The sequence below is a fragment of the Streptomyces zaomyceticus genome, assembly GCF_014656215.1.
In the GTDB taxonomy this organism is placed as follows: Bacteria; Actinomycetota; Actinomycetes; order Streptomycetales; family Streptomycetaceae; genus Streptomyces; species Streptomyces zaomyceticus.
The window spans coordinates 45,156-65,775 of sequence record NZ_BNBZ01000004.1 but is presented as its reverse complement, the minus strand read 5'-3'; the positions used below and the strand labels follow the sequence as shown (position 1 = coordinate 65,775).

The window sequence follows — 20,620 nt, the reverse complement described above, 5'->3', positions numbered from 1 at the left end:
CTGTGGACCCGCCATCCGAGTGAACGCGCACAGGAGCGGCCATGCCCTCGACCCGTCGGCCGTCGACGGAGCTAGAAAGAGCGCACAACCACCACCCGCACCCCCGTAAACCGTCAGGTGATGCTGTGAATCCGCTCATGGGACGCATTCCCGTACTGGACGTACGCCCGCTGGTCGACTGTGGCCGGCGCCCCGCCAAGGCGGTGGCCGGAGAATCCTTCGAGGTGACGGCGACCGTCTTCCGCGAGGGCCACGACGCGGTCGCCGCCAATGTCGTGCTGCGCGGTCCCTCGGGCCGCCCCGGCCCCTGGACCCCGATGCGCGAACTGGCGCCGGGCACCGACCGCTGGGGGGCCGAGATCACCCCGGACGCCGAGGGCCTCTGGACGTACACCGTCGAGGCGTGGAGCGACCCGGTGGCCACCTGGCGGCACACCGCGAAGATCAAGATCCCGGCCGGGATCGACTCCGAACTCGTCCTCGCCGAGGGCGCCGAGCTGCACGAGCGGGCCGCGAAGGGCGTCCCGAAGAAGGGCGGCGGCCGGGAGGCGGTGCTCGCCGCCGCGGACGCGCTGCGCGATGTGTCACGGCCCGCCGCCGTCCGCCTCGCGGCGGCGCTCTCCCCCCGGGTGGTGGACTCCCTCGACCGTCACCCGCTGCGCGAACTCCTCTCCGCGTCACCCGCGTTGCCGCTCCAGGTGGAGCGGGAGCGGGCCCTGTTCGGCTCCTGGTACGAGTTCTTCCCGCGCTCGGAGGGCGTGCGGAAGGTCAAGGGCCGCACGGTCCCCGGGAACTTCCGGACCGCCGCCGAACGGCTTCCGGCGGTGGCGGCGATGGGCTTCGACGTGGTCTATCTGCCGCCGGTGCACCCGATCGGCGAGACCCATCGCAAGGGTCCCAACAACTCCCTGTCGGCGTCGCCGAACGACGTGGGGGTGCCGTGGGCGATCGGTTCGCCGGAGGGCGGGCACGACGCGCTCCACCCGGACCTGGGCACCTTCGAGGACTTCGACGCCTTCGTGGCGAAGGCCCGGGAGCTGCGGCTGGAGATCGCGCTGGACTTCGCGCTCCAGTGTTCCCCGGACCACCCGTGGGTGGAGAAGCACCCGGAGTGGTTCCATCACCGCCCGGACGGTTCGATCGCGTACGCGGAGAACCCTCCGAAGAAGTACCAGGACATCTATCCGATCGCCTTCGACACCGATATGGACGGGATCGTCGCGGAGACCGTGCGGGTGCTGCGGCACTGGATGGACCACGGGGTGCGGATCTTCCGCGTCGACAACCCGCACACCAAGCCGGTGGTGTTCTGGGAGCGGGTGATCGGCGAGATCAACGGGGCCGACCCGGACGTGATCTTCCTGGCGGAGGCGTTCACGCGGCCGGCGATGATGCGGACGCTCGGCGCGATCGGCTTCCAGCAGTCGTACACGTACTTCACCTGGCGGAACACCAAGGAGGAGCTCACGGAGTACCTGACGGAGCTGTCCGGCGAGACGGCGGCGCAGATGCGGCCGAACTTCTTCGTGAACACCCCGGACATCCTGCACGCCTATCTGCAGGAGGGCGGCCGGCCCGCGTTCGAGGCGCGGGCGGTGCTCGCGGCGACGCTCTCGCCCTCCTGGGGCATGTACGCCGGGTACGAGCTGTGCGAGGGCACCGCGCTGCGGGACGGCAGCGAGGAGTACCTCGACTCGGAGAAGTACGAACTCAGGCCCCGCGACTGGGAGTCGGCGGAGCGGGCGGGGACCACGATCACTCCGCTGATCACCACCCTGAACCGGATCAGGCGCCGTCACCCGGCACTCCGCAGGCTGCGGAACATCACCTTCCACGAGACCGACAACGCGCAGGTGATCGCGTACAGCAAGCGAACGGGTTCGAACATCGTTCTGGTGGTCGTCAACCTCGACCCGCACCACACCCAGGAGGCTTCACTCTCGTTGAACATGCCGGAACTCGGCCTCGACTGGCACGAGACCGTGCCGGTGCGCGACGAGCTCACCGGCGAGACCTATCACTGGGGCAGGGCCAGTTACGTGCGTCTGGAGCCGGGTGTCACACCCGCGCACGTCCTCGTCCTGCGACCGTCCCCGCAGACCGGAGGGTCACCCACCTCATGACTGTCAACGAGCCCGTCCCCGACACCTTCGAGGACACCCCCGCCAAGGACCGCGATCCCGACTGGTTCAAGCGGGCCGTCTTCTACGAGGTCCTCGTCCGTTCCTTCCAGGACAGCAACGGGGACGGCGTCGGCGACCTGAAGGGCATCACATCCAAACTGGACTACCTCCAGTGGCTGGGCGTGGACTGCCTCTGGCTGCCGCCGTTCTTCAAGTCCCCGCTACGGGACGGCGGCTACGACGTCGCCGACTACACCTCGGTGCTGCCCGAGTTCGGCGACCTGGCCGACTTCGTGGAGTTCGTCGACGCGGCCCACCAGCGCGGCATGCGGGTGGTCATCGACTTCGTCATGAACCACACGAGCGACCAGCACGAGTGGTTCCAGGAGTCGCGGCGCGACCCGGAGGGGCCGTACGGCGACTACTACGTCTGGGCCGACGACGACAAGCAGTACGCCGACGCCCGGATCATCTTCGTCGACACCGAGTCCTCCAACTGGACCTTCGACCCGGTTCGCAAGCAGTACTACTGGCACCGGTTCTTCTCGCACCAGCCCGACCTCAACTACGAGAACCCGGCGGTGCAGGAGGAGATCCTCTCCGCGCTGAAGTTCTGGCTGGACCTGGGGATCGACGGCTTCCGGCTCGACGCGGTGCCGTACCTGTACCAGCAGGAGGGCACCAACTGCGAGAACCTCCCCCGGACCCACTCCTTCCTCAAGCGGGTCCGCAAGGAGATCGACGACCACTACCCGGACACGGTGCTGCTCGCCGAGGCCAACCAGTGGCCGGAGGACGTCGTCGACTACTTCGGCGACTTCCGCTCGGGCGGCGACGAGTGCCACATGGCCTTCCACTTCCCGGTCATGCCGAGGATCTTCATGGCCGTCCGGCGCGAGTCGCGCCACCCGGTCTCGGAAATCCTGGCGAAGACCCCGGAGATCCCCTCCGGCTGCCAGTGGGGCATCTTCCTGCGCAACCACGACGAGCTCACCCTCGAGATGGTCACGGACGAAGAGCGCGACTACATGTACGCCGAGTACGCCAAGGACCCGCGGATGCGGGCCAACATCGGCATCAGGCGCCGTCTCGCCCCGCTCCTCGACAACGACCGCAACCAGATGGAGCTGTTCACCGCGCTGCTCTTCTCGCTGCCGGGCTCACCGGTGCTGTACTACGGCGACGAGATCGGCATGGGCGACAACATCTGGCTGGGCGACCGGGACGGGGTGCGGACCCCGATGCAGTGGACGCCCGACCGGAACGCGGGCTTCTCCTCCTGCGACCCGGGACGGCTCTACCTCCCGACCATCATGGACCCGGTCCACGGCTACCAGGTGACCAATGTCGAGGCGGGGATGGCGTCGCCGTCCTCGCTGCTGCACTGGACGAAGCGGATGATCGAGATCCGCAAGCAGAACCGCGCCTTCGGCACCGGCACGTACACCGAACTCCCGGCGTCCAACCCGGCGGTGCTCGCCTTCCTGAGGGAGGACGGTGACGATCTGGTCCTCTGCGTGAACAACTTCTCGCGGTTCGCGCAGCCGACCGAGCTCGACCTGCGCCGCTTCGACGGGACCCACCCGGTGGAACTGATCGGCGGGGTGACATTCCCGGCCATCGGCCAGCTCCCCTACCTCCTGACCCTTGCGGGACACGGCTTCTACTGGTTCCGTCTCAAGAAGGGCTGACCGACGGTCAGTTCGGATTCGTCCGGGGTGGGACGGTTTCCTCCCGTCCCACTCTGGGCACTGTGAACCACACACGATTCAGGTCCATACGGGCCTTCTTGCCGGGCCCATACGGATCTTCCCCCTCCGACACGTCCCGCACATCCGGACAGCCCCTGCCGCCATCCGGGACACTCTGCGCATTTGAACGTATACGACAGCCAACTGCGCGCCCCGGGGAAAGGACGCGATGCCATGCCGGAGACCGCATCCACCACCCGGGCCCCGGACGCCCTCCTCCCGTCCCTCACCCCCCTGCTCCACGAATGGCTGCCCCGGCAGCGCTGGTTCGCGGGCAAGGGCCGCCGGGTCACGGGATTCACTCTGGAAGCGGCCACCGAGCTGCTGCCCCTGGACGGCCCGGGACCCGGTCTCCTCCATCTGCTCGTGCGGGTCGAACAGCCGGGACGCCCGGCCGGGACACCCGCCGACTGCTACCAACTGCTCCTGGGCGTGAGGACCCAGCTCCCGCCCCGCCTCGCCCCCGCCCTGATCGGGCGGATCCGGCAGGGGCCGCTCGCCGGACGTGCCGTGTACGAAGGGCTGCGCGACCCGCGGCTCGCCGGCCTCCTCTACGAGCGGCTGCGCACCCCGGGCCGGACCGGCCCCCTGCGCTTCCACGCCACGACGGCGCTGCCGCCCGCACTGGCCCCCCGCATGCTCGACGCCGAGCAGTCCAACTCCTCCCTGGTCTATGGAGATTCGTTCATCCTGAAGATCTTCAGACGGGTCAGCCCGGGCGCCAACCCCGACCTGGAGCTGCCCCTCGCCCTCGCGGGGGCCGGCTGCGCCCGGGTCCCCGCCCCGGTCGCCTGGTTCGAGTCCGGAGCCTCCACCCTCGGCGTCCTCCAGCCCTATCTGCGGAACTCCCGTGACGGATGGCGGCTCGCCCTCGACGCACTCGCCGACGGACGGGAGTTCACCGCCGAGGCGCGGGCACTGGGTCGGGCCACGGCCGAGGTCCACCTGGCCCTCGCGGAGGCGCTGCCGACCCGGAGGCTGCAGCGGTCCGAGACCGAGCAACTGGCGGCGGCGATGGACCGGCGGCTGCACGCGGCCGCCCAGGCCGTCCCGGCGCTCATGCCGTACGTCCCCGGTCTCCGCGCGGTCTTCGCGGCGGCGAGCGGGGCGGACGGCGGGAGCGCGGTCCAGCGCATCCACGGCGATCTGCACCTCGGACAGACCCTGCGGGGCTCCGACGGCGGCTGGGCCGTCATCGACTTCGAGGGAGAGCCGGCGAAGCCGCTCGACGAGCGGCGGAGCCCCCAGCCCACCGTCCGCGACGTCGCCGGCATGCTCCGCTCCTTCGACTACGCGGCCCGAACGCACCGGCCCTGGAACGCGGACTGGGCCGCGCGGTGCCGGGCGGCCTACTGCACGGGGTACGCGGAGGCGGCCGGGACGGATCCACGCACGGACCCGGCGCTGCTGCGCGCCTACGAGACGGACAAGGCGGTGTACGAGGTCGTGTACGAGGCGCGGCACCGGCCCGACTGGCTGCCGGTGCCGATGTCCGCCATCGAACGCCTGTCGACCCCCCGATGACCCCCCACCCCACCCGAGCCCGCGCCCCCACGCGACCGCGCCCCACAAGCCGGCCGGGCGTCACCCACCCCGCGCGCCCACCGGACGTCGCCCCACACCACGCGCACCGCACCCCGCCGGGCGTTGCCCACCCCACGTGCGCCGGCGCACCCGCCGGGCGTTGCCCACCCGCCGTGTGGGCAATCGTCCCGCTGGGGCGGGACGGGTGGGCACACGGGACGGCGCCCTTGGCGGCGCGTCCGCCCCCTGGGCCTTGACCCGCACCACCAGTGCGCCGCACAACGGGTGCGGGTCCAGGCCCGGAAGCCTGAGCGCCCGGCAGGGGCGACGTCCGTTGTGCCCACCCGTTCCGCCCCTGCGGAACGTATGCCCACAACGCGGGTGGGCGGGGGCGCGGTGGCCCCCGTTCGGCTCAGTCCGCGGGGTGCGTTCGGGGGTCCCGCCTGCGGGAACCGCAGCCGCCGCCCGTTCGGCCGAGTGTCCCGTCCCCACGCCCCACCGTTGCGCAGCAGTACCCCCGCAAACCCGTACCCCGTACCCCCGTACTCCTCAGGAGGCATCCCGGTGACCGCCCGCCCCGCAGGCAAGTCGGCCCGCAGCACCACGAAGGACCCGAAGGCCTCCAAGGCCCCCAAGGCTTCGAAGGCCCCCAAGGCCGCCGCGCCACCGCGGCAGGCGCCCCCGCTCGATCCGGGCGACCGGGCCCGGCTGCTCGCCGGGGAGCACCACGATCCGCACGGCGTGCTCGGAGCTCATCCGGTGCGGGGCGGTGTGGTGGTCCGGGTGCTGCGCCCGTGGGCGAAGGAGGTCACCGTCGTCAGCAAGGGCAGGCGCGTCCCGCTCCGGGACGACGGCGACGGGCTGTTCTCGGCGCTGCTGCCGTTGCTCCGCAAGGTCCCGGCGTACGAGCTGAGTGTCCGCTACGACGGGCCCGACGAGCTCGCCGTGCAGGACCCGTACCGCTTTCTGCCCTCCCTCGGCGAGCTGGATCTGCATCTGATCGGCGAGGGCCGGCACGAGGAGCTGTGGACGGCGCTCGGCTCCCGGGTCATGACCCACGGGGGCGTGTCCGGCACCCGCTTCGCGGTCTGGGCGCCGAACGCGCGCGGGGTGCGGGTCACCGGTGACTTCACGCACTGGGACGGCACGGGGCTGCCGATGCGCTCCCTGGGTTCGACGGGCGTGTGGGAGCTGTTCGTGCCGGGGGTCGGCGAGGGCGCGCTGTACAAGTACGACATCACGCGGCCGGACGGGACGCACACCGTCCGCGCGGACCCGATGGCCCGCCGTACCGAGTGCCCGCCGAACACCGCGTCGATCGTCACCGAGTCGCACTACACCTGGGACGACCAGGAGTGGATGGCGCGCCGGGGGGCCCGGCCGCACCACGAGGCGCCGCTCTCGGTGTACGAGGTCCACCTGCCGTCCTGGCGGCCGGGGCTCTCGTACCGCCAGCTGGCCGAGCAGCTGCCCGCGTACGTCCGCGACCTCGGCTTCACGCATGTGGAGCTGATGCCGGTCACCGAGCATCCCTTCGGCGGCTCGTGGGGCTACCAGGTGACGGGGTTCTACGCGCCGACGGCCCGGATGGGCACGCCGGACGACTTCAAGTTCCTGGTCGACGCGCTGCACGCGGCGGGGATCGGGGTCCTGATGGACTGGGTCCCGGCGCACTTCCCGAAGGACGACTGGGCGCTGGCGGAGTTCGACGGGCGTCCGCTGTACGAGCACGAGGACCCGCGCCGGTCGCACCACCCCGACTGGGGGACCCTGGAGTTCGACTACGGCCGCAAGGAGGTGCGGAACTTCCTGGTGGCGAACGCCGTGTACTGGTGCCAGGAGTTCCACATCGACGGGCTGCGGGTGGACGCGGTGGCCTCGATGCTCTACCTGGACTACTCGCGGGAGCACGGCGAGTGGCTCCCCAACGAGTTCGGCGGCCGGGAGAACCTGGACGCGGTGGCCTTCCTCCAGGAGATGAACGCGACGGTGTACCGGCGCTGCCCGGGGATCGTGACCTTCGCGGAGGAGTCGACCGCCTGGGACGGGGTGACGCGCGCGACGGACCAGGTGGGGCCGGGCGGCTTCGGCGGTCTGGGCTTCGGCATGAAGTGGAACATGGGCTGGATGCACGACTCGCTGGAGTACGTGCAGAAGGAGCCGGTGCACCGCAAGTACCACCACCACGAGATGACCTTCTCGATGGTGTACGCGTACAGCGAGAACTACATCCTGCCGATCTCCCACGACGAGGTGGTGCACGGCAAGCGGGCCCTGGTGTCGAAGATGCCGGGCGACTGGTGGCAGCAGCGCGCCAACCACCGCGCCTATCTGGGCTTCATGTGGGCCCATCCCGGCAAGCAGCTGCTCTACATGGGTCAGGAGTTCGCCCAGGGCGCGGAGTGGTCGGCGGATCACGGGCCCGACTGGTGGCTGCTGGATCCGGCGTACGGGGCGGAGCCGGACCACCGGGGGGTGCGGGATCTCGTCCGGGACCTGAACACGGTCTACCAGGCGACGCCGTCGCTCTGGGAGCGGGACACCGCCCCGGAGGGCTTCCAGTGGGTGGTCGGGGACGCGGCCGAGGACAACGTCTTCGCCTTCCTCCGTTTCGACGCGTTCGGCTCGCCGCTGCTCGCGGTGTCGAACTTCTCGCCGGTCGTACGGCACGACTACCGGCTCGGTGTGCCGGAGTCGGTGGTGGCGTGGGCGGAGGTCCTGAACACGGACGCCGGCCGGTACGGCGGCGGGGACGTGGTGGGGCGCGAACCGGTCAAGACGGAGTCGGTGCCGCACCACGGGCGGACGTCCAGCGTCCGGATGACTCTGCCGCCCCTGGCGACGGTCTGGCTGCGGCCCGCCTGAGCGCCCCGGGGAGCGGCGCCCCGAGGGGACAGGACGTGCGCTACCCGCCGGTAAAGGACTCTACCTGTCCGATAATTGACGCTCGATCAGTTGATGGTTCACTCGTTCGGGCATCCCGCTCGTTGTTCGGCTATCTTCGCACTCCGGATCAGGCCGACAGGTCCAGATGAGTGGGGACACCATGCAGGACACCGTGGAGCGGCCCCTGTCGCCGCAGCTGTGCCATCGGGTGCGCAGCGAGGACACCTTCCCCGTCGAGTGGCGACCGCTCGACGGGAAGGACCGCTTCGCGGTGCGGGCCGCCTGGCCCACCGATCACCCGTTCTTCACCCCGGTCCGCCGGGGTGAGGAGCTGTGTCACGACCCGCTGCTTGTCGTCGAGACGCTGCGGCAGTCCACGATGGCGCTGCTGCACGCGGCCCACGGGCTGCCGCTGGACCGGCACATCCTGCTGGGCGAGATCTCCCTGTCCTGCGACCCGGCGGGCCTCGCGGTGGCCGGCGAGGAGGCGGACATCGAGGTCCGCTTCGCCGAACTCCTCTCCCGGGGCGGCCAGCTGTCCGACATGCGGGTCGAGTGGACCGTGCGCCGGGTGGCGCGGGTGGTCGCGACCGGCGCCGCCCGCGCCCGGTTCGCCGGACCCGCCGCCTACCGCAGACTCCGCCGCGGGCACGTCGAGGCCGGTGCGGTCCGCCCGGCCCCCTGGATCCGCCGGGCCCCGGCGCCGCTCACCGGGCGGGACAGGGCCGACGACGTCCTGCTCGCCCCGAGCGGCCGGGAGGGGGTGTGGGAACTGGTCGTCGACACCGGTCACCCCACCCTCTTCCAGCGGCCCAACGACCACATACCGGGGATGCTCTTCCTGGAGGCCGCCCGGCAGGCCGCCTCCGCCGCCGTCTGGCCCCGGCCCTATCTGCCGGCCGCCCTGTGGGTCGTCTTCGACCGGTACGCCGAGTTCGACGGCGGCCCCTGCCTGCTCCGGGCGACACCCGGGAGCACGGCGGGGGCGTTCGAGGTCGTCGGTCACCAGGACGGCGAGCGGCTCTTCACGTGCGGGCTGCGGAGCGGATGATCCCGAGCCGCTGGGTCGCCCGGGTCAGCGCCACGTAGAGGTCGTTCGTCCCGTGCGCGGCACCGGCGACGATGCCCTCCGGGTCGACCACCAGGACCGTGTCGAACTCCAGCCCCTTCGCCTGGCGCGGGTCGAGCAGGACCACCGGCCGGGAGAGGTCGGGGGCCGGGCCGTGGGCGGCCTCCGGCAGGGCGGCGAGCAGGTCCGGATGCAGTTCCGGCGGGGCGATCACGGCGATCCTGCCCTCGTCGCGGAGCTCGGTCGCCACCGCGTCCGCGGTCTCCTTCACCGGATCGTCGACCGTCCGGTCCCAGGGCTCCACGCCGGTGGACCGCACCGAGCTCGGCGGCTCGAACCCCGGGTCGTCGACCCGTCGCACCTCGGCCGCGACCGCCATGATCTCGGCGGGCGTCCGGTAGTTGACGCCGAGCCGCACCAGCTCCCAGCGGCCCTCCACGTACGGGGCGAGGATCCCTTCCCAGGCACCGACGCCCGCCGGGTCGCCGGTCTGGGCGGGGTCGCCGACCAGGGTCATGGAGCGGTTGGGGCTGCGGCGCATGAGGAGCCGCCAGGCCATCGCGGAGAGCTCCTGCGCCTCGTCCACGATGATGTGCCCGAAGGCCCAGGTCCGGTCGGCCGCCGCGCGCTCGGCGGCGGTGCGGTGGTCGGCCTCCTCGTGGCGCTCGGCGAACCGTTCGGCGTCGATGATGTCGTGGGCGGAGAGGACCTCGGAGGCGTCCTTGTCCTGCTCCTCCTTGTCCTCGAACTCGTAGGTGCGGGAGGCGTAGGAGACGTCGAGGACGCCCTGCGCGTACTGGATCTGCTTCTGCCGTTCGGCCTCCTCGGCGGCGCGGGCGGCCGAGTCGTCCTCGCCGAGGAGTTCGGCGGCCTCGTCGAGGAGCGGTACGTCGGCGGGGGTCCAGGGGCCGCCGGAGCGCCGGATCTCGGCGGCGTCCGCGTCGGCGAGGTGGGTGGGCTCGGCCAGGTAGTCGGCGAGGAGGTCCTGCGGGGTGAGCGCGGGCCAGAGCGTGCCGATCGCCGTGTACACCTCGGGGTTGGCGGCGATGCCCTTGGCGAGCAGGGCGATGTCGTCGGGGCCGAGGAAGTTGGGGCCGCCGTAGGGGTCGGCGCCGATCCGGTCGGCGAGCTGTTCGGCGAGCGCGTCCAGGATCCGGAAGACGAAGTAGGGGCGGGCCAGGTTGTGCGGGAGTGCGGTCTCGCGGGCCTTGTGGCGGGCCTCCAGCGCCATGTCCCAGTCGATGACCAGGTCGCCGTCGTCGTGCGGGACGATCAGCGGTTCGCCGCGTTCGGGGACCTGTTGCCGGTCGCGTACGGCGGCGGCGAGCGCCCCGGCCATGGCGGCGGAGCCCTTGACGGCGGCGGCGCGGGGGGTGTCGGTGCCGGTGGCGCGGACGCCGGGGAACAGTTCGGCGGGGGTGGCGAGGAGGACTCCGGTCTCGCCGAGGGAGGGCAGCACGTTGCCGATGTAGCCGAGGAACGCCGGGTTGGGTCCGACGATGAGGACGGCCCGCTTGGCGAGTTGCTCGCGGTGGGCGTAGAGGAGGTAGGCGGCCCGGTGGAGGGCGACCGCCGTCTTTCCGGTGCCGGGTCCGCCCTCGACGACGAGGACCCCGCGGTGCGGGGAGCGGATGATCGCGTCCTGTTCGGCCTGGATGGTCTGCACGATGTCGTGCATCCGGCCGGTGCGGGCGGCGTCGAGCGCGGCGAGGAGCACCTCGTCGGCGTCACGGCTCTCGTGCCCGGTGCGGGTGGCGTCGGCGAGGTCGAGCACCTCGTCGTGGAGCGCGGTCACGGTGCGGCCGAGGGTGCTGATGTGCCGTCGGCGGGAGAGCCCCATCGGCTCGTACCCGGTGGCGAGGTAGAAGGGTCGGGCGATCTCGGCGCGCCAGTCGACCACGAGCGGGGTGCGGTTCGGGTCGTCCTCGCGGATGCCGAGCCGGCCGATGTGGTGGTCGCGCCCGTCCTTGAAGACGAGGCGCCCGAAACAGAGCCCGCTCTCGCCCGCGTTGAACGCGGCGAGCAGTCCGGACTGCTCGGCGACCAGCACGTCGCGTTCGAGCCGCCCCTGGTTGCCGCCGACCCCGGGGGTGCGCAGGGCCCGCTCGACGGCGGCCTCCGCCTGGTCCCTCAGGTCGTCGAGTCGTGTGTAGAGATCGGTGATGAATTGCTGCTCTTTCCGAAATTCCTCGGTTGACAATTCGACTCCCGGCGCGATACAGTGCGTTTATTGAACTTCTCTGCGTCCGTGGCGTTTCCGGACACGGAATCCATTAATATACGCGAAGAAATACCCCGACTGTCAATTGTAGTCGGGGTATTTCCGTATGCCCTGCGGAAGTACCGGGCGTCCCTGGGGCCGTCCGGTGCGGCAGCCCTAGGAGACGGCCCGGCCGAGCACGTCCTCGAGCTCCGCCAGGAGGCGGCGCTTCGGGCGGGCGCCCACCAGGGACTTCACCGGCTCGCCCGCCCGGAACACCATGAGCGTGGGCGTCGCGAGCACCCCGTACCGCAGGGTCGTCCCCGGGTTCCGGTCCACGTCGATCTCGACGATCCGGAGGCGCTCCGCCTCCTCCGCGGCGATCGCGCCGAGCACCGGGTTCAGCTGCCGGCACGGCCCGCACCACTCCGCCGTGAACTTCACCAGGACCGGCAGAGCGGAGTCCAGCACCTCCGCACCGAAGTCCGCGTCCGTGACCCGGGCCACACCCTCCGCGTACGTCCTCATCCCCGTCGTCCCTCCGTCGTCTCCGCTGTTTCCGTGTCCCACTCCGTGCCGAGCTCGCACCGGGGCTCCGGGCCGAGCGGAAGTTCCGCCTCGGCCCGCAACAGCTGGGCGCCCACCTCGGCGCGCACCGCCCGAAGCTGCTCGATGAGCCCGTCCAGCTCCGCGACCTTCCGCCGGTAGACGGCGATCGAGGCGGGACAGGCGTCCCCCGCCGGGTGACCCGCGCGCAGGCAGTCGACGAACGGCCGTGTCTCCTCCAGCTCGAACCCGAAGTCCTGCAAGGTCCTGATCTGCTGGAGGAGCCGCAGGTCGTTCTCGTCGTACGTGCGGTGCCCCTGCTCCGTACGCCGGGCGGTGAGAAGCCCCCTGGACTCGTAGTACCGCAGAGTCCGCGTGGTGGTTCCGGCCCGCTCGGCCAGCTCTCCGATGCGCATGTCCCCGACCGTAGGCCTTGACGCCGACGTCAGGGCAAGAGGTCGGGGCAGGACGTCAGGCGCGGCCGGGCGGCAGCAGGGGTTTCCGCCCGACCGGGGAGGAGAGCACGATCGAGGTCGTGGTCCGGCCGAGCGCCGAGGTCTGCTCCAGGACCTCTTCCAGGTGGATGGTGTCGGTGACGGCGACCTTGAGGATCCAGCAGTCCTCGCCGACCACGTGGTGCACCTCGATCACCTCGGGGCGGGCGGTCAGTTCCAGGGTCCGCGGGTGCTTCAGGGTGTAGCCGCCGTGCGGGTTCACCCTGATGAAGGCCTGGATGCCGTAGCCGAGCCGGGCCGGGGAGACATGGGCGCCGTAGCCGGTGACCGCCCCGCCCGTCTCCAGGCGGCGGACGCGCTCGGTGACGGCCGCGGGACTGAGCCGGACCCGGCGGCCGAGTTCGCTGAGCTTGATGCGGCCGTCGGTCTGCAGGAGGTCCAGGATCTGCCGGTCGATGGCGTCGAAGGCGGCCGCCGAGGTTTCGTCGGTGACGGAACGCGTATGCCGTGGTTCCTTCGGTGCGGCGGCCGGGACTCCCATGTTCTCCCCTTCAGACGGCGACGGATCAACGTAACACTTGTCCGGTGAGACAAGGGAGTTGGAAATGAAGGACGTTCTGGTCATCGGCGGGAATCGCTATTTCGGCAAACGGCTCATCGCTCTGCTGAGGGAATCCGGGCATCGGATCACCGTTCTCAATCGGGGCTCTTCCGGCACCCCGGAGGGAATCGAGCACCTCGTCGCCGACCGCGACGACGAATCCGCGCTGGAATCCGTTCTCGCGGGCCGTTCCTTCGACGCCGTCGTGGACCAGGTCTGCTACACGCCGCGCCAGGCGGAGATCGCCCGGCGGGTGTTCGGGACGCGCGCCCGGCGCTATGTCATGACGTCGACGGTGGAGGTGTACGAGTACGAGGACTCGGCCACGCCGGTCGCCGAGGACGCCCTCGACCTGTCCGCGGTGACCGTCGACACGGGCCCGGCCTGGGACGACCCGGTGTACCGCGAGGCGCACTACGGGGAGGGGAAGCGGCAGGCCGAGGCGGTCTTCGCGGCCGCGCCGCCGTTCGCGTGGACGTCGGTACGGGTGGCCCATGTGCTCGGCGGCTCCGACGACTTCACCGGCCGGCTCGACCACTACGCGCGGCGCGTCCGGGCGGGCGAGCCGATCGCCGTACCGGTGGTGAACCGTCCCGCGACCTATGTGTACGTCGAGGAGATCGCCGCTTTTCTCGCCTGGGCGGTCGACGCCGAATTCACCGGCCCCGTGAACGCCCATTCCCACGGGCCGCTGACCACGGCGGAGATCTGCGCGGAGGTGGAGAAGCGGGTGGGCGGCCGGACGGTCTTCCGGGAGGTCGAGGTCGGCGAGGTCTCGCCGTTCTCCTTCGCCCGCTCGTACGCCATGGACAACTCCCGTGCGACGGAGCTCGGTTATTCCTTCTCGCATTCCGGTGAGTGGCTCGCGCGGGCGGTGGCCGAGACGGTCGGGGGGAGCGGGGAATGACACGGTTCCGGATGCTGGGGGACGTACGGGTGGGAGCCGTCGGGCTCGGCACGATGCCGCTCTCCGTCGAGGGCCGGCCGGACGAGGCGAGGGCCGTGGCCACCGTGCACGCGGCCCTCGACGCGGGAGTGACCCTGCTCGACACCGCCGACTCCTATCACCCGCCGGACGGCAGGCCCGGCGAGGGCGAACTGCTCGTGGCCCGGGCCCTCGCCTCGTACGGGGGCCGGGTGGACGACGTCCTCGTGGCGACGAAGGGCGGGCGGGGCCGGGCGCCCGACGGCGGCTGGACCGTGGACGGCCGGCCCGGGCATCTGCGGCGGGCCGCGGAGGCCTCGGCGCGACGGCTCGGCTCCGCGCCGATCGGCCTCTACCAGCTGCACAAGCCGGACCCCGCCGTCCCGTACGCCGAATCCCTCGGCGCGCTGAGGGAGCTGCTGGACGCGGGGACGGTCCGGCTCGCCGGGATCTCCAACGTCGACACGGCGCAGATCCTGCTCGCCCGCGAGATCCTGGGCGACCGGCTGGTCTCCGTACAGAACCGCTACTCACCGGCGGTGCGCACGAGCGAGGCGGAGCTGCGGCTCTGCGCGGAGCTCGGCCTGGCCTTCCTGCCGTGGAGCCCGCTGGGCGGGATCTCGCGCAGCTCCCTCGACGGCACGTCCGCCCAGGAGGAGGACCCGGCGTTCGGGGCCTTCCACCGGGTGGCCCGGGCCCACGGCGTCAGCCCTCAGCGAGTGGCGCTGGCCTGGCTGCTCGCCCGTACGGAGACCGTCCTGCCGATCCCGGGTGCGAGCCGGCCGGAGTCCGTACGGGACTCGGCCGCCGCGACCGGGCTGCCGCTCACCCGTGAGGAGCTGGCGGAACTGGACGGCCCCTGAGGGACGCGCGGCGGACGAAGAGGGGCGGCCCCGGCGGGGGCCGCCCCTCTCCCGGGGCCCGGATCCGGCTCAAGGCCCGGGACCCGGACTTCAGACGCCCGCGCGCGCCTTCTCCTCGCCCTCCTCGGCCCGCTGGTCCGGGACCGGGGCCGGGGCGTGGTCGTCGATGAGGGTCTTCTCGTCGAAGGGGACCCGGCCGGCGAGGACCTCGGAGACCCGGGCCCGGTCGATCTCCTTCGTCCAGGTGCCGACGAGGACGGTGGCGACGGCGTTGCCCGCGAAGTTGGTGAGGGCGCGGGCCTCACTCATGAAGCGGTCGATGCCGACGATCAGGCCCACTCCGTCGACCAGCTCGGGCCGGTGCGACTGGAGGCCGCCCGCGAGGGTGGCGAGACCGGCGCCGGTGACGCCCGCGGCACCCTTCGAGGCGATGATCATGAAGACGAGGAGCGAGATCTGCTCACCGACCGACAGCGGGTCGCCCATCGCCTCGGCGACGAAGAGCGACGCCATCGTGAGGTAGATCGCGGTGCCGTCGAGGTTGAAGGAGTAGCCGGTCGGCACGGTGATGCCGACGACCGGCTTGCTGACGCCGAGGTGCTCCATCTTCGCGATGAGACGGGGCAGCGCCGACTCCGAGGAGGAGGTGGAGAGGATCAGCAGGAACTCGCGGCCCAGGTACCTGAGCAGGGACCAGATGTTGATCCCGGCGACCAGCCTGAGGAGCGCCCCGAGGACGACGAAGACGAAGAGTCCGCAGGTCAGATAGAAGCCGATCATGATGACGGCGAGGGACTTGAGCGCGTCGACGCCGGTCGCGCCGACGACGGCCGCGATCGCTCCGAACGCGCCGACGGGGGCCGCCCACATGATCATGCCGAGAATGCGGAAGACGAGGCGCTGGATGTGCCCGATGCCACGCAGGACCGGTTCGCCCGCGGCGCCCATGGCCTGGAGCGCGAAACCGGCGAGCAGGGCGACGAGGAGCGTCTGGAGGACTTCGCCCTCGGTGAAGGCGGAGACGAGGGTCTTGGGGATGATCCCGAGCAGGAAGTCCGGCGTGGACTCGCTCGCCCCCTCGGCCTGCTTGGCGCCCGCCTCGGCGAGCTCCTTGGTGAGATGGAGCCCGGAGCCGGGCTCCAGGAGGTTGCCGACGACCAGGCCGATCGCGAGTGCGACGGTCGACATGACCATGAAGTAGCCGAGGGCGAGACCGCCGACCGCGCCGACCTTGGCGGCCTTCCGGACCGATCCGACGCCGAGCACGATCGTGCAGAAGATGATCGGCGAGATCATCATCTTGATCAGATTGACGAAGCCGGTGCCCAGCGGCTTGAGCTCGACGGCGACGCCGGGGGCCAGGAAGCCGACCGCGATGCCGAGCAGTACGGCTCCGATGACTGCCAGATACAGATAGTGGGTACGGTCCCGTCGTGCGGCCACGGGGTCCTCCTCGTGCTGATGGGTGTCCACGTCCCGGTGGACTCCGCGACTATCCATCAGCCTGTGACCGGGGTCACGGTTGCGTACGTTTCGTTCACGACCGAAACGACGGCGGGGCGGGAGCGAAGGGAACGATTCGGGAACGCAATGCCTCCGCGCAAATTCCGCCGTGCACACTTACCCGCATGCGTCTCCGCCTCCCCCACCCCCGCAGCCTGGCCGGCCAGCTCTTCGCCATGCAGGTCGTGCTCGTGGCCGTCGTCGTGGCGGGGTGCGCGGTCTTCGCGTACGTCACGGACCTGGCGCAAGCCGAGGAGACCGCGCGGCGCCAGGCCACCTCGACCGCCGCGGCCGTCGCCGACTCCCCGTCCGTGGTCGCCGCGGCCCGCTCGGCCGACCCGACGGCGGCGCTCCAGCCGTACGCCGAGTCGCTGCGCCGCCACGCGGACGTCGCCTTCGTGGTGATCATGGCCCCGGACGGCACCCGCTGGACCCACCCCGAGCCCGAGCAGATCGGCCGGACGTACCTCGGCCACATCGAGCAGGCCGCGGCGGGCCGGACCTACTCCGAGACCCACCTCGGGGTGCTCGGCCCCTCCGTGCGCACCGTGGCGCCCGTCTTCGACGGCGGGCGGGTCGTCGCCCTGGTCAGCGCGGGCATCACCATCGACAGGATCAGCGAGCAGGTACGGGAGCAGGTCACCGCCCTGCTCGGCATGGCGGGCGCGGCACTCGCCCTCGGCGGTGCCGGCACGTACGTGGTCAACGCACGGCTGCGCCGCCACACCCACGGCATGAACGCGACCCAGCTGAGCCGTATGCACGACTACCACGAGGCCGCGCTGCACGCGGTCCGCGAAGGGCTCGTGATGCTCGACGGGCGGCGCCGGATCGCCCTCATCAACGACGGGGCACGGGAGCTGCTCGGCCTGGACGAGGGGGTGGTGGGCAGGCCGGCGGCGGAACTCGGCCTCCCCGCGACGCTCACGGGCGCCCTGCTGTCCTCCGAGCCGCGCGTGGACGAGACGCATCTGACGGCTGACCGGGTCCTGGTGGTCAACACCCGCCCGGTGGTGGGCGGGGAGCGGCGCGGAACCGTCGCCACCCTCCGGGACCGGACCGAACTCCAGGCACTTTCCGGTGAATTGGACTCCGAACGGGGATTCACCGAGGCACTCCGCTCACAGGCCCACGAGGCGGCCAACCGGCTGCACACCGTCGTCTCGCTCATCGAACTGGGCCGGGTGACCGAGGCGGTGGAGTTCGCGACGGCGGAACTGGAACTCGCCCAGGCCCTCACCGACCGGGTCGTGGACGCCGTCGGCGAGCCGGTGCTCGCGGCGCTGCTCCTCGGCAAGGCGGCCCAGGCCAACGAGCGGGGCGTGGAGCTGGTCCTCACCGAGGACAGCCGGATCGACGACGGACTGGTCCCGGCGACCCTGCCGTCCCGGGACCTGGTGACGATCCTCGGCAACCTCGTCGACAACGCGGTCGAGGCGGTGAGCGGCACCCCTCAGGCGCGCGTGACGGTCACGGTCGCGGCCCGCAGCGGTGACGGCGAGCTGCTGCTGCGGGTCGGCGACAGCGGCCCCGGCGTCCGCCCGGCCGACCGGGACGTGGTCCTGGGCCGGGGCTGGACCACCCGGGGACCCGGCCGCGGCCTCGGTCTGGCGCTGGTCGGCCAGGCGGTCTCACGCGCCTCGGGCACGCTCGATCTCACGGACGCGGACGAGGGCGGCGCGGAGTTCACCGTACGACTTCCGCTGCCGGCGCGGACGGCGACGCCGGTGGCCGCCGACCCCGACCCCGCCTCCTTCTCCGCCACCACCCCCTCCGCCTCTCCCCTCCGCTCTCCCTCTTCCTCCTCGGAGGTGTCCGCGTGAGTGCGCAGCCCCTCCGGGTCCTCGTCGTCGAGGACGACCCCGTCGCCGCCGACGCCCACGCCCTCTACGCGGGGCGGGTCGAGGGCTTCACCGTCGTCGGGGTCGCCCACTCGCGGGCCGCCGCCGTACGGGTGCTCGACCGGACGCCCGTCGACCTGATCCTGCTGGACCTCTATCTGCCCGACGGCCACGGCCTCCAGCTGCTGCGCGCCCTGCGCGCCGCCGGGCACTCCGCCGACGTCATCGCCGTGACCTCCGCCCGCGACCTGGCGATCGTCCGCGAGGGCGTCTCCCTCGGCGTCGTCCAGTACGTCCTGAAGCCCTTCGCCTTCGCGACCCTCCGGGACCGGCTCGCCCGGTACGCCGAGTTCCGGGCGAGCGCCGGGGAGGCCTCCGGGCAGGACGAGGTCGACCGCGCGCTCGCCACTCTCCGCGCCCCGCACCCCGCCACCCTCCCCAAGGGCCTGAGCGCGCCCACCCTGGAGGCGGTGACCAGGACCCTCCGGTCCACACCCGCCGGGCTGACCGCCGCGGAGGCGGGCACGGTGGTCGGGATCTCCCGGATCACCGCCCGCCGCTATCTGGAACACCTGGTGACCGAGGGCCGGGCCGTGCGCGCCCCGCAGTACGGTCAGATCGGGCGGCCCGAGCTCCAGTACCGCTGGCTCGACGGCCCGACCCGCGGCCACTGATCGCCGTCCTGGTCGTTTTCTGAGGTCAGAGCCTCGGTCACTGATCGTTTCCAAGGTGACCACGCCCGGTTACCGACCGGTTCCCACGTTCCTACGAACTCATGGCCTTGGGGGAACACACCGTAGCCAGCCGTTACCCTGCGCACCTACCGTGACGCGGGTGCACCAACCCTCCCCACCCTTCAACGCCCTGGCCGCGCGCCGCCTCCGTGAGGGTCTCGGCATGGCCCCGGGACACGTCGCGTACGGCCTGCGCGCGCAGTACGGCCTCCAGGTCACCCCCGACACCGTCGTCGCCTGGGAACGCGGCCGGGCCGTCCCCGGCGAACAGGAGCTCACCGCCCTCGCGGGCGTCCTGTGGTGCTCCCCCGCCGAGCTGATCGCCGCCGCCACCACCCTCCGCGAGCACCGGATGGCGCGCGGACTCGCCCCCGAGGAACTGGCCCGGCGCGTCGGTGTCGCGGCCCACGCGTACCAGAAGATGGAGGACGAGGGCCGCTGGCGCGGCACCGAACGCCAGACGGCGACCCTCGCGGAAGTCCTCGGCCTCGGCCCCCGCGCCCTGATCACCGCCACCGGAGGCGACGAGCGGCTCGCCGAACTGCTCCGCGACGCGGCCACCACCCGCTGGCAGGCGTATGTGAAACCGGCGGTGAAGATGGTGCCGCTGCCCCGGCAGACGCTGGAGTTCGCCCTGCAGCGGCTGCACAGCGACTATCACGCCCGGATGGCGGCGACCAGCAGCTGGGGCGCCTCGGCCTCGACCGGCGACGAGGGGCGCGCGTACCTCGACGAGATCACCGGTCACTTCTGGGCGGCGGTCGGCGCCTAGGGGGTGCCCCTTCCGGGCAGCCCCGCGGCGCTTCTGGATCATCACGGACCGGCGCCGTAGGTTGGCGCCGTGAGACGACACATAACCTTCGAGCGACTCCACAACTTCCGTGATCTGGGCGGCTACCGGACCGCCGACGGAGGAACCGTGCGGTGGGAGACCCTCTACCGCTCCGACTCCCTCGCCAAGCTCGCGGACGCCGGCCCCGCCGACCGGGAGGCCTTCCGCGCGCTGAACGTGGCCACGGTGATCGATCTGCGCTACCCGTGGGAGATCGCCGCCAAGGGCCGCCTGCCGGAGACCGAGGGCATCTCCTGGCACAACCTCTCCATCGAGCACCGCCCCTACGACCAGGCGGAGATCGACCCCGACCTCGACCCCTGGCGCCATCTCGCCGACCGGTTCGCCGAGGTCGCGGAGGACGGAGCCGTGGAACTCCGTACGGCCCTGGAGGTCATCGCCGCCGCCGAAGGACCGCTCGTCTTCCACTGCGCGTCCGGGAAGGACCGTACGGGACTGCTCGCCGCCGTCGTCCTCGCCCTCGTCGGCGTCCCCGACGAGGAGATCCTCGCGGACTTCTCGCTCACCGAGCTGGCCACGGAGCGGCTGGTCGCCGACTGGCGGGCCTCGCACCCGGGCCGTGAACTGCGCTGGCCGGGCTACGGCCGGGCGCCCGCCGACGTCATCCGGCTCTTCCTCGCGGACCTGCGCGCCCGGTACGGCTCCGTGGACGCGTACGTCACCGGCCACGTCGGACTCGACCCGTCGGTGGTGACGACGCTCAGGACCCGGCTGGTCGACACCTCCCGCTAGGCCCTGTCGTCGAA

General features: G+C 71.8%; 16 protein-coding genes. 11 read left to right on the top strand and 5 right to left on the bottom strand.

Annotation, left to right across the window (positions count from 1 at the left end; translation table 11 throughout):
* Positions 1-137: 137 nt before the first annotated feature.
* The 5 genes from IE311_RS07455 to IE311_RS07435 all read left to right on the top strand — a co-directional run bounded on the left by IE311_RS07455 (position 138) and on the right by IE311_RS07435 (position 9,335).
* Complete coding sequence (locus tag IE311_RS07455; RefSeq protein ID WP_229901773.1) at positions 138-2,123, top strand: alpha-1,4-glucan--maltose-1-phosphate maltosyltransferase; 1,986 nt, start codon at positions 138-140, stop codon at positions 2,121-2,123.
* Positions 2,120-3,814, top strand: a complete 1,695-nt coding sequence (treS, locus tag IE311_RS07450; RefSeq protein WP_189830785.1) for a maltose alpha-D-glucosyltransferase — start codon at positions 2,120-2,122, stop codon at positions 3,812-3,814. The genes IE311_RS07455 and treS overlap by 4 nt, the downstream gene beginning before the upstream one ends.
* A 234-nt stretch (positions 3,815-4,048) precedes the next feature.
* Positions 4,049-5,398, top strand: coding sequence for a maltokinase N-terminal cap-like domain-containing protein (locus IE311_RS07445; RefSeq protein ID WP_189830784.1), 1,350 nt, complete (start codon positions 4,049-4,051; stop codon positions 5,396-5,398).
* Between the two features lie 564 nt (positions 5,399-5,962).
* The gene (gene glgB, locus IE311_RS07440; RefSeq protein WP_189830783.1) at positions 5,963-8,263 is read left to right on the top strand and encodes a 1,4-alpha-glucan branching enzyme; all 2,301 of its coding nucleotides are present in this window, start codon (positions 5,963-5,965) and stop codon (positions 8,261-8,263) included.
* Between the two features lie 181 nt (positions 8,264-8,444).
* Positions 8,445-9,335, top strand: a complete 891-nt coding sequence (locus IE311_RS07435; protein WP_189830782.1) for a ScbA/BarX family gamma-butyrolactone biosynthesis protein — start codon at positions 8,445-8,447, stop codon at positions 9,333-9,335.
* Here the strand turns inward: IE311_RS07435 and IE311_RS07430 are convergent.
* The 4 genes from IE311_RS07430 to IE311_RS07415 all read right to left on the bottom strand — a co-directional run bounded on the left by IE311_RS07430 (position 9,310) and on the right by IE311_RS07415 (position 13,095).
* Positions 9,310-11,553: a HelD family protein gene (locus IE311_RS07430; RefSeq protein ID WP_189830781.1), complete on the bottom strand. Its 2,244-nt coding sequence runs from the start codon at positions 11,551-11,553 to the stop codon at positions 9,310-9,312. The two genes, IE311_RS07435 and IE311_RS07430, sit on opposite strands and share 26 nt — an antisense overlap.
* Positions 11,554-11,730: 177 nt before the next feature.
* Complete coding sequence (locus tag IE311_RS07425; RefSeq protein ID WP_308439799.1) at positions 11,731-12,081, bottom strand: thioredoxin family protein; 351 nt, start codon at positions 12,079-12,081, stop codon at positions 11,731-11,733.
* Positions 12,078-12,515, bottom strand: a complete 438-nt coding sequence (locus IE311_RS07420) for a MerR family transcriptional regulator (RefSeq protein ID WP_189830780.1) — start codon at positions 12,513-12,515, stop codon at positions 12,078-12,080. Before IE311_RS07420 ends, IE311_RS07425 begins: the two co-directional genes overlap by 4 nt.
* A 55-nt stretch (positions 12,516-12,570) precedes the next feature.
* Positions 12,571-13,095, bottom strand: coding sequence for an Lrp/AsnC family transcriptional regulator (locus IE311_RS07415; protein ID WP_189830779.1), 525 nt, complete (start codon positions 13,093-13,095; stop codon positions 12,571-12,573).
* Positions 13,096-13,159: 64 nt separating this feature from the next.
* On the opposite strand from IE311_RS07415, the gene IE311_RS07410 reads away from it, so the two are divergent.
* Positions 13,160-14,062, top strand: a complete 903-nt coding sequence (locus IE311_RS07410) for an NAD-dependent epimerase/dehydratase family protein (RefSeq protein WP_189830778.1) — start codon at positions 13,160-13,162, stop codon at positions 14,060-14,062.
* Positions 14,059-14,943 (top strand): aldo/keto reductase, encoded by an 885-nt coding sequence (locus IE311_RS07405; RefSeq protein WP_189830777.1) that lies wholly within the window; start codon positions 14,059-14,061, stop codon positions 14,941-14,943. The genes IE311_RS07410 and IE311_RS07405 overlap by 4 nt, the downstream gene beginning before the upstream one ends.
* Before the next feature lie 90 nt (positions 14,944-15,033).
* Here IE311_RS07405 and IE311_RS07400 read toward each other — a convergent pair whose 3' ends face one another.
* Positions 15,034-16,443 carry a cation:dicarboxylate symporter family transporter gene (locus tag IE311_RS07400; protein ID WP_189830776.1) on the bottom strand — a complete coding sequence of 470 codons (1,410 nt, stop codon included), beginning with the start codon at positions 16,441-16,443 and terminating at the stop codon, positions 15,034-15,036.
* A 128-nt stretch (positions 16,444-16,571) separates the two neighbouring features.
* Between IE311_RS07400 and IE311_RS07395 the strand changes: the two genes are divergently transcribed.
* The 4 genes from IE311_RS07395 to IE311_RS07380 all read left to right on the top strand — a co-directional run bounded on the left by IE311_RS07395 (position 16,572) and on the right by IE311_RS07380 (position 20,606).
* Complete coding sequence (locus tag IE311_RS07395; RefSeq protein WP_229901770.1) at positions 16,572-18,269, top strand: sensor histidine kinase; 1,698 nt, start codon at positions 16,572-16,574, stop codon at positions 18,267-18,269.
* Positions 18,266-18,961 (top strand): response regulator, encoded by a 696-nt coding sequence (locus IE311_RS07390; protein WP_189830775.1) that lies wholly within the window; start codon positions 18,266-18,268, stop codon positions 18,959-18,961. The genes IE311_RS07395 and IE311_RS07390 overlap by 4 nt, the downstream gene beginning before the upstream one ends.
* 223 nt (positions 18,962-19,184) lie before the next feature.
* Positions 19,185-19,793: a helix-turn-helix domain-containing protein gene (locus IE311_RS07385; protein ID WP_229901792.1), complete on the top strand. Its 609-nt coding sequence runs from the start codon at positions 19,185-19,187 to the stop codon at positions 19,791-19,793.
* Between the two features lie 69 nt (positions 19,794-19,862).
* Complete coding sequence (locus IE311_RS07380; RefSeq protein ID WP_189830773.1) at positions 19,863-20,606, top strand: tyrosine-protein phosphatase; 744 nt, start codon at positions 19,863-19,865, stop codon at positions 20,604-20,606.
* Positions 20,607-20,620 lie beyond the last annotated feature (14 nt).

Coding starts and splice junctions, on each gene's coding strand:
- IE311_RS07455 (WP_229901773.1), top strand. CDS start 138: ATGGGACGCATTCCCGTACTGGACGTACGCCCGCTGGTCGACTGTGGC.
- treS (WP_189830785.1), top strand. CDS start 2,120: ATGACTGTCAACGAGCCCGTCCCCGACACCTTCGAGGACACCCCCGCC.
- IE311_RS07445 (WP_189830784.1), top strand. CDS start 4,049: ATGCCGGAGACCGCATCCACCACCCGGGCCCCGGACGCCCTCCTCCCG.
- IE311_RS07435 (WP_189830782.1), top strand. CDS start 8,445: ATGCAGGACACCGTGGAGCGGCCCCTGTCGCCGCAGCTGTGCCATCGG.
- IE311_RS07425 (WP_308439799.1), bottom strand. CDS start 12,081: ATGAGGACGTACGCGGAGGGTGTGGCCCGGGTCACGGACGCGGACTTC.
- IE311_RS07420 (WP_189830780.1), bottom strand. CDS start 12,515: ATGCGCATCGGAGAGCTGGCCGAGCGGGCCGGAACCACCACGCGGACT.
- IE311_RS07415 (WP_189830779.1), bottom strand. CDS start 13,095: ATGGGAGTCCCGGCCGCCGCACCGAAGGAACCACGGCATACGCGTTCC.
- IE311_RS07410 (WP_189830778.1), top strand. CDS start 13,160: ATGAAGGACGTTCTGGTCATCGGCGGGAATCGCTATTTCGGCAAACGG.
- IE311_RS07405 (WP_189830777.1), top strand. CDS start 14,059: ATGACACGGTTCCGGATGCTGGGGGACGTACGGGTGGGAGCCGTCGGG.
- IE311_RS07400 (WP_189830776.1), bottom strand. CDS start 16,443: ATGGATAGTCGCGGAGTCCACCGGGACGTGGACACCCATCAGCACGAG.
- IE311_RS07395 (WP_229901770.1), top strand. CDS start 16,572: ATGCGTCTCCGCCTCCCCCACCCCCGCAGCCTGGCCGGCCAGCTCTTC.
- IE311_RS07385 (WP_229901792.1), top strand. CDS start 19,185: ATGGCCCCGGGACACGTCGCGTACGGCCTGCGCGCGCAGTACGGCCTC.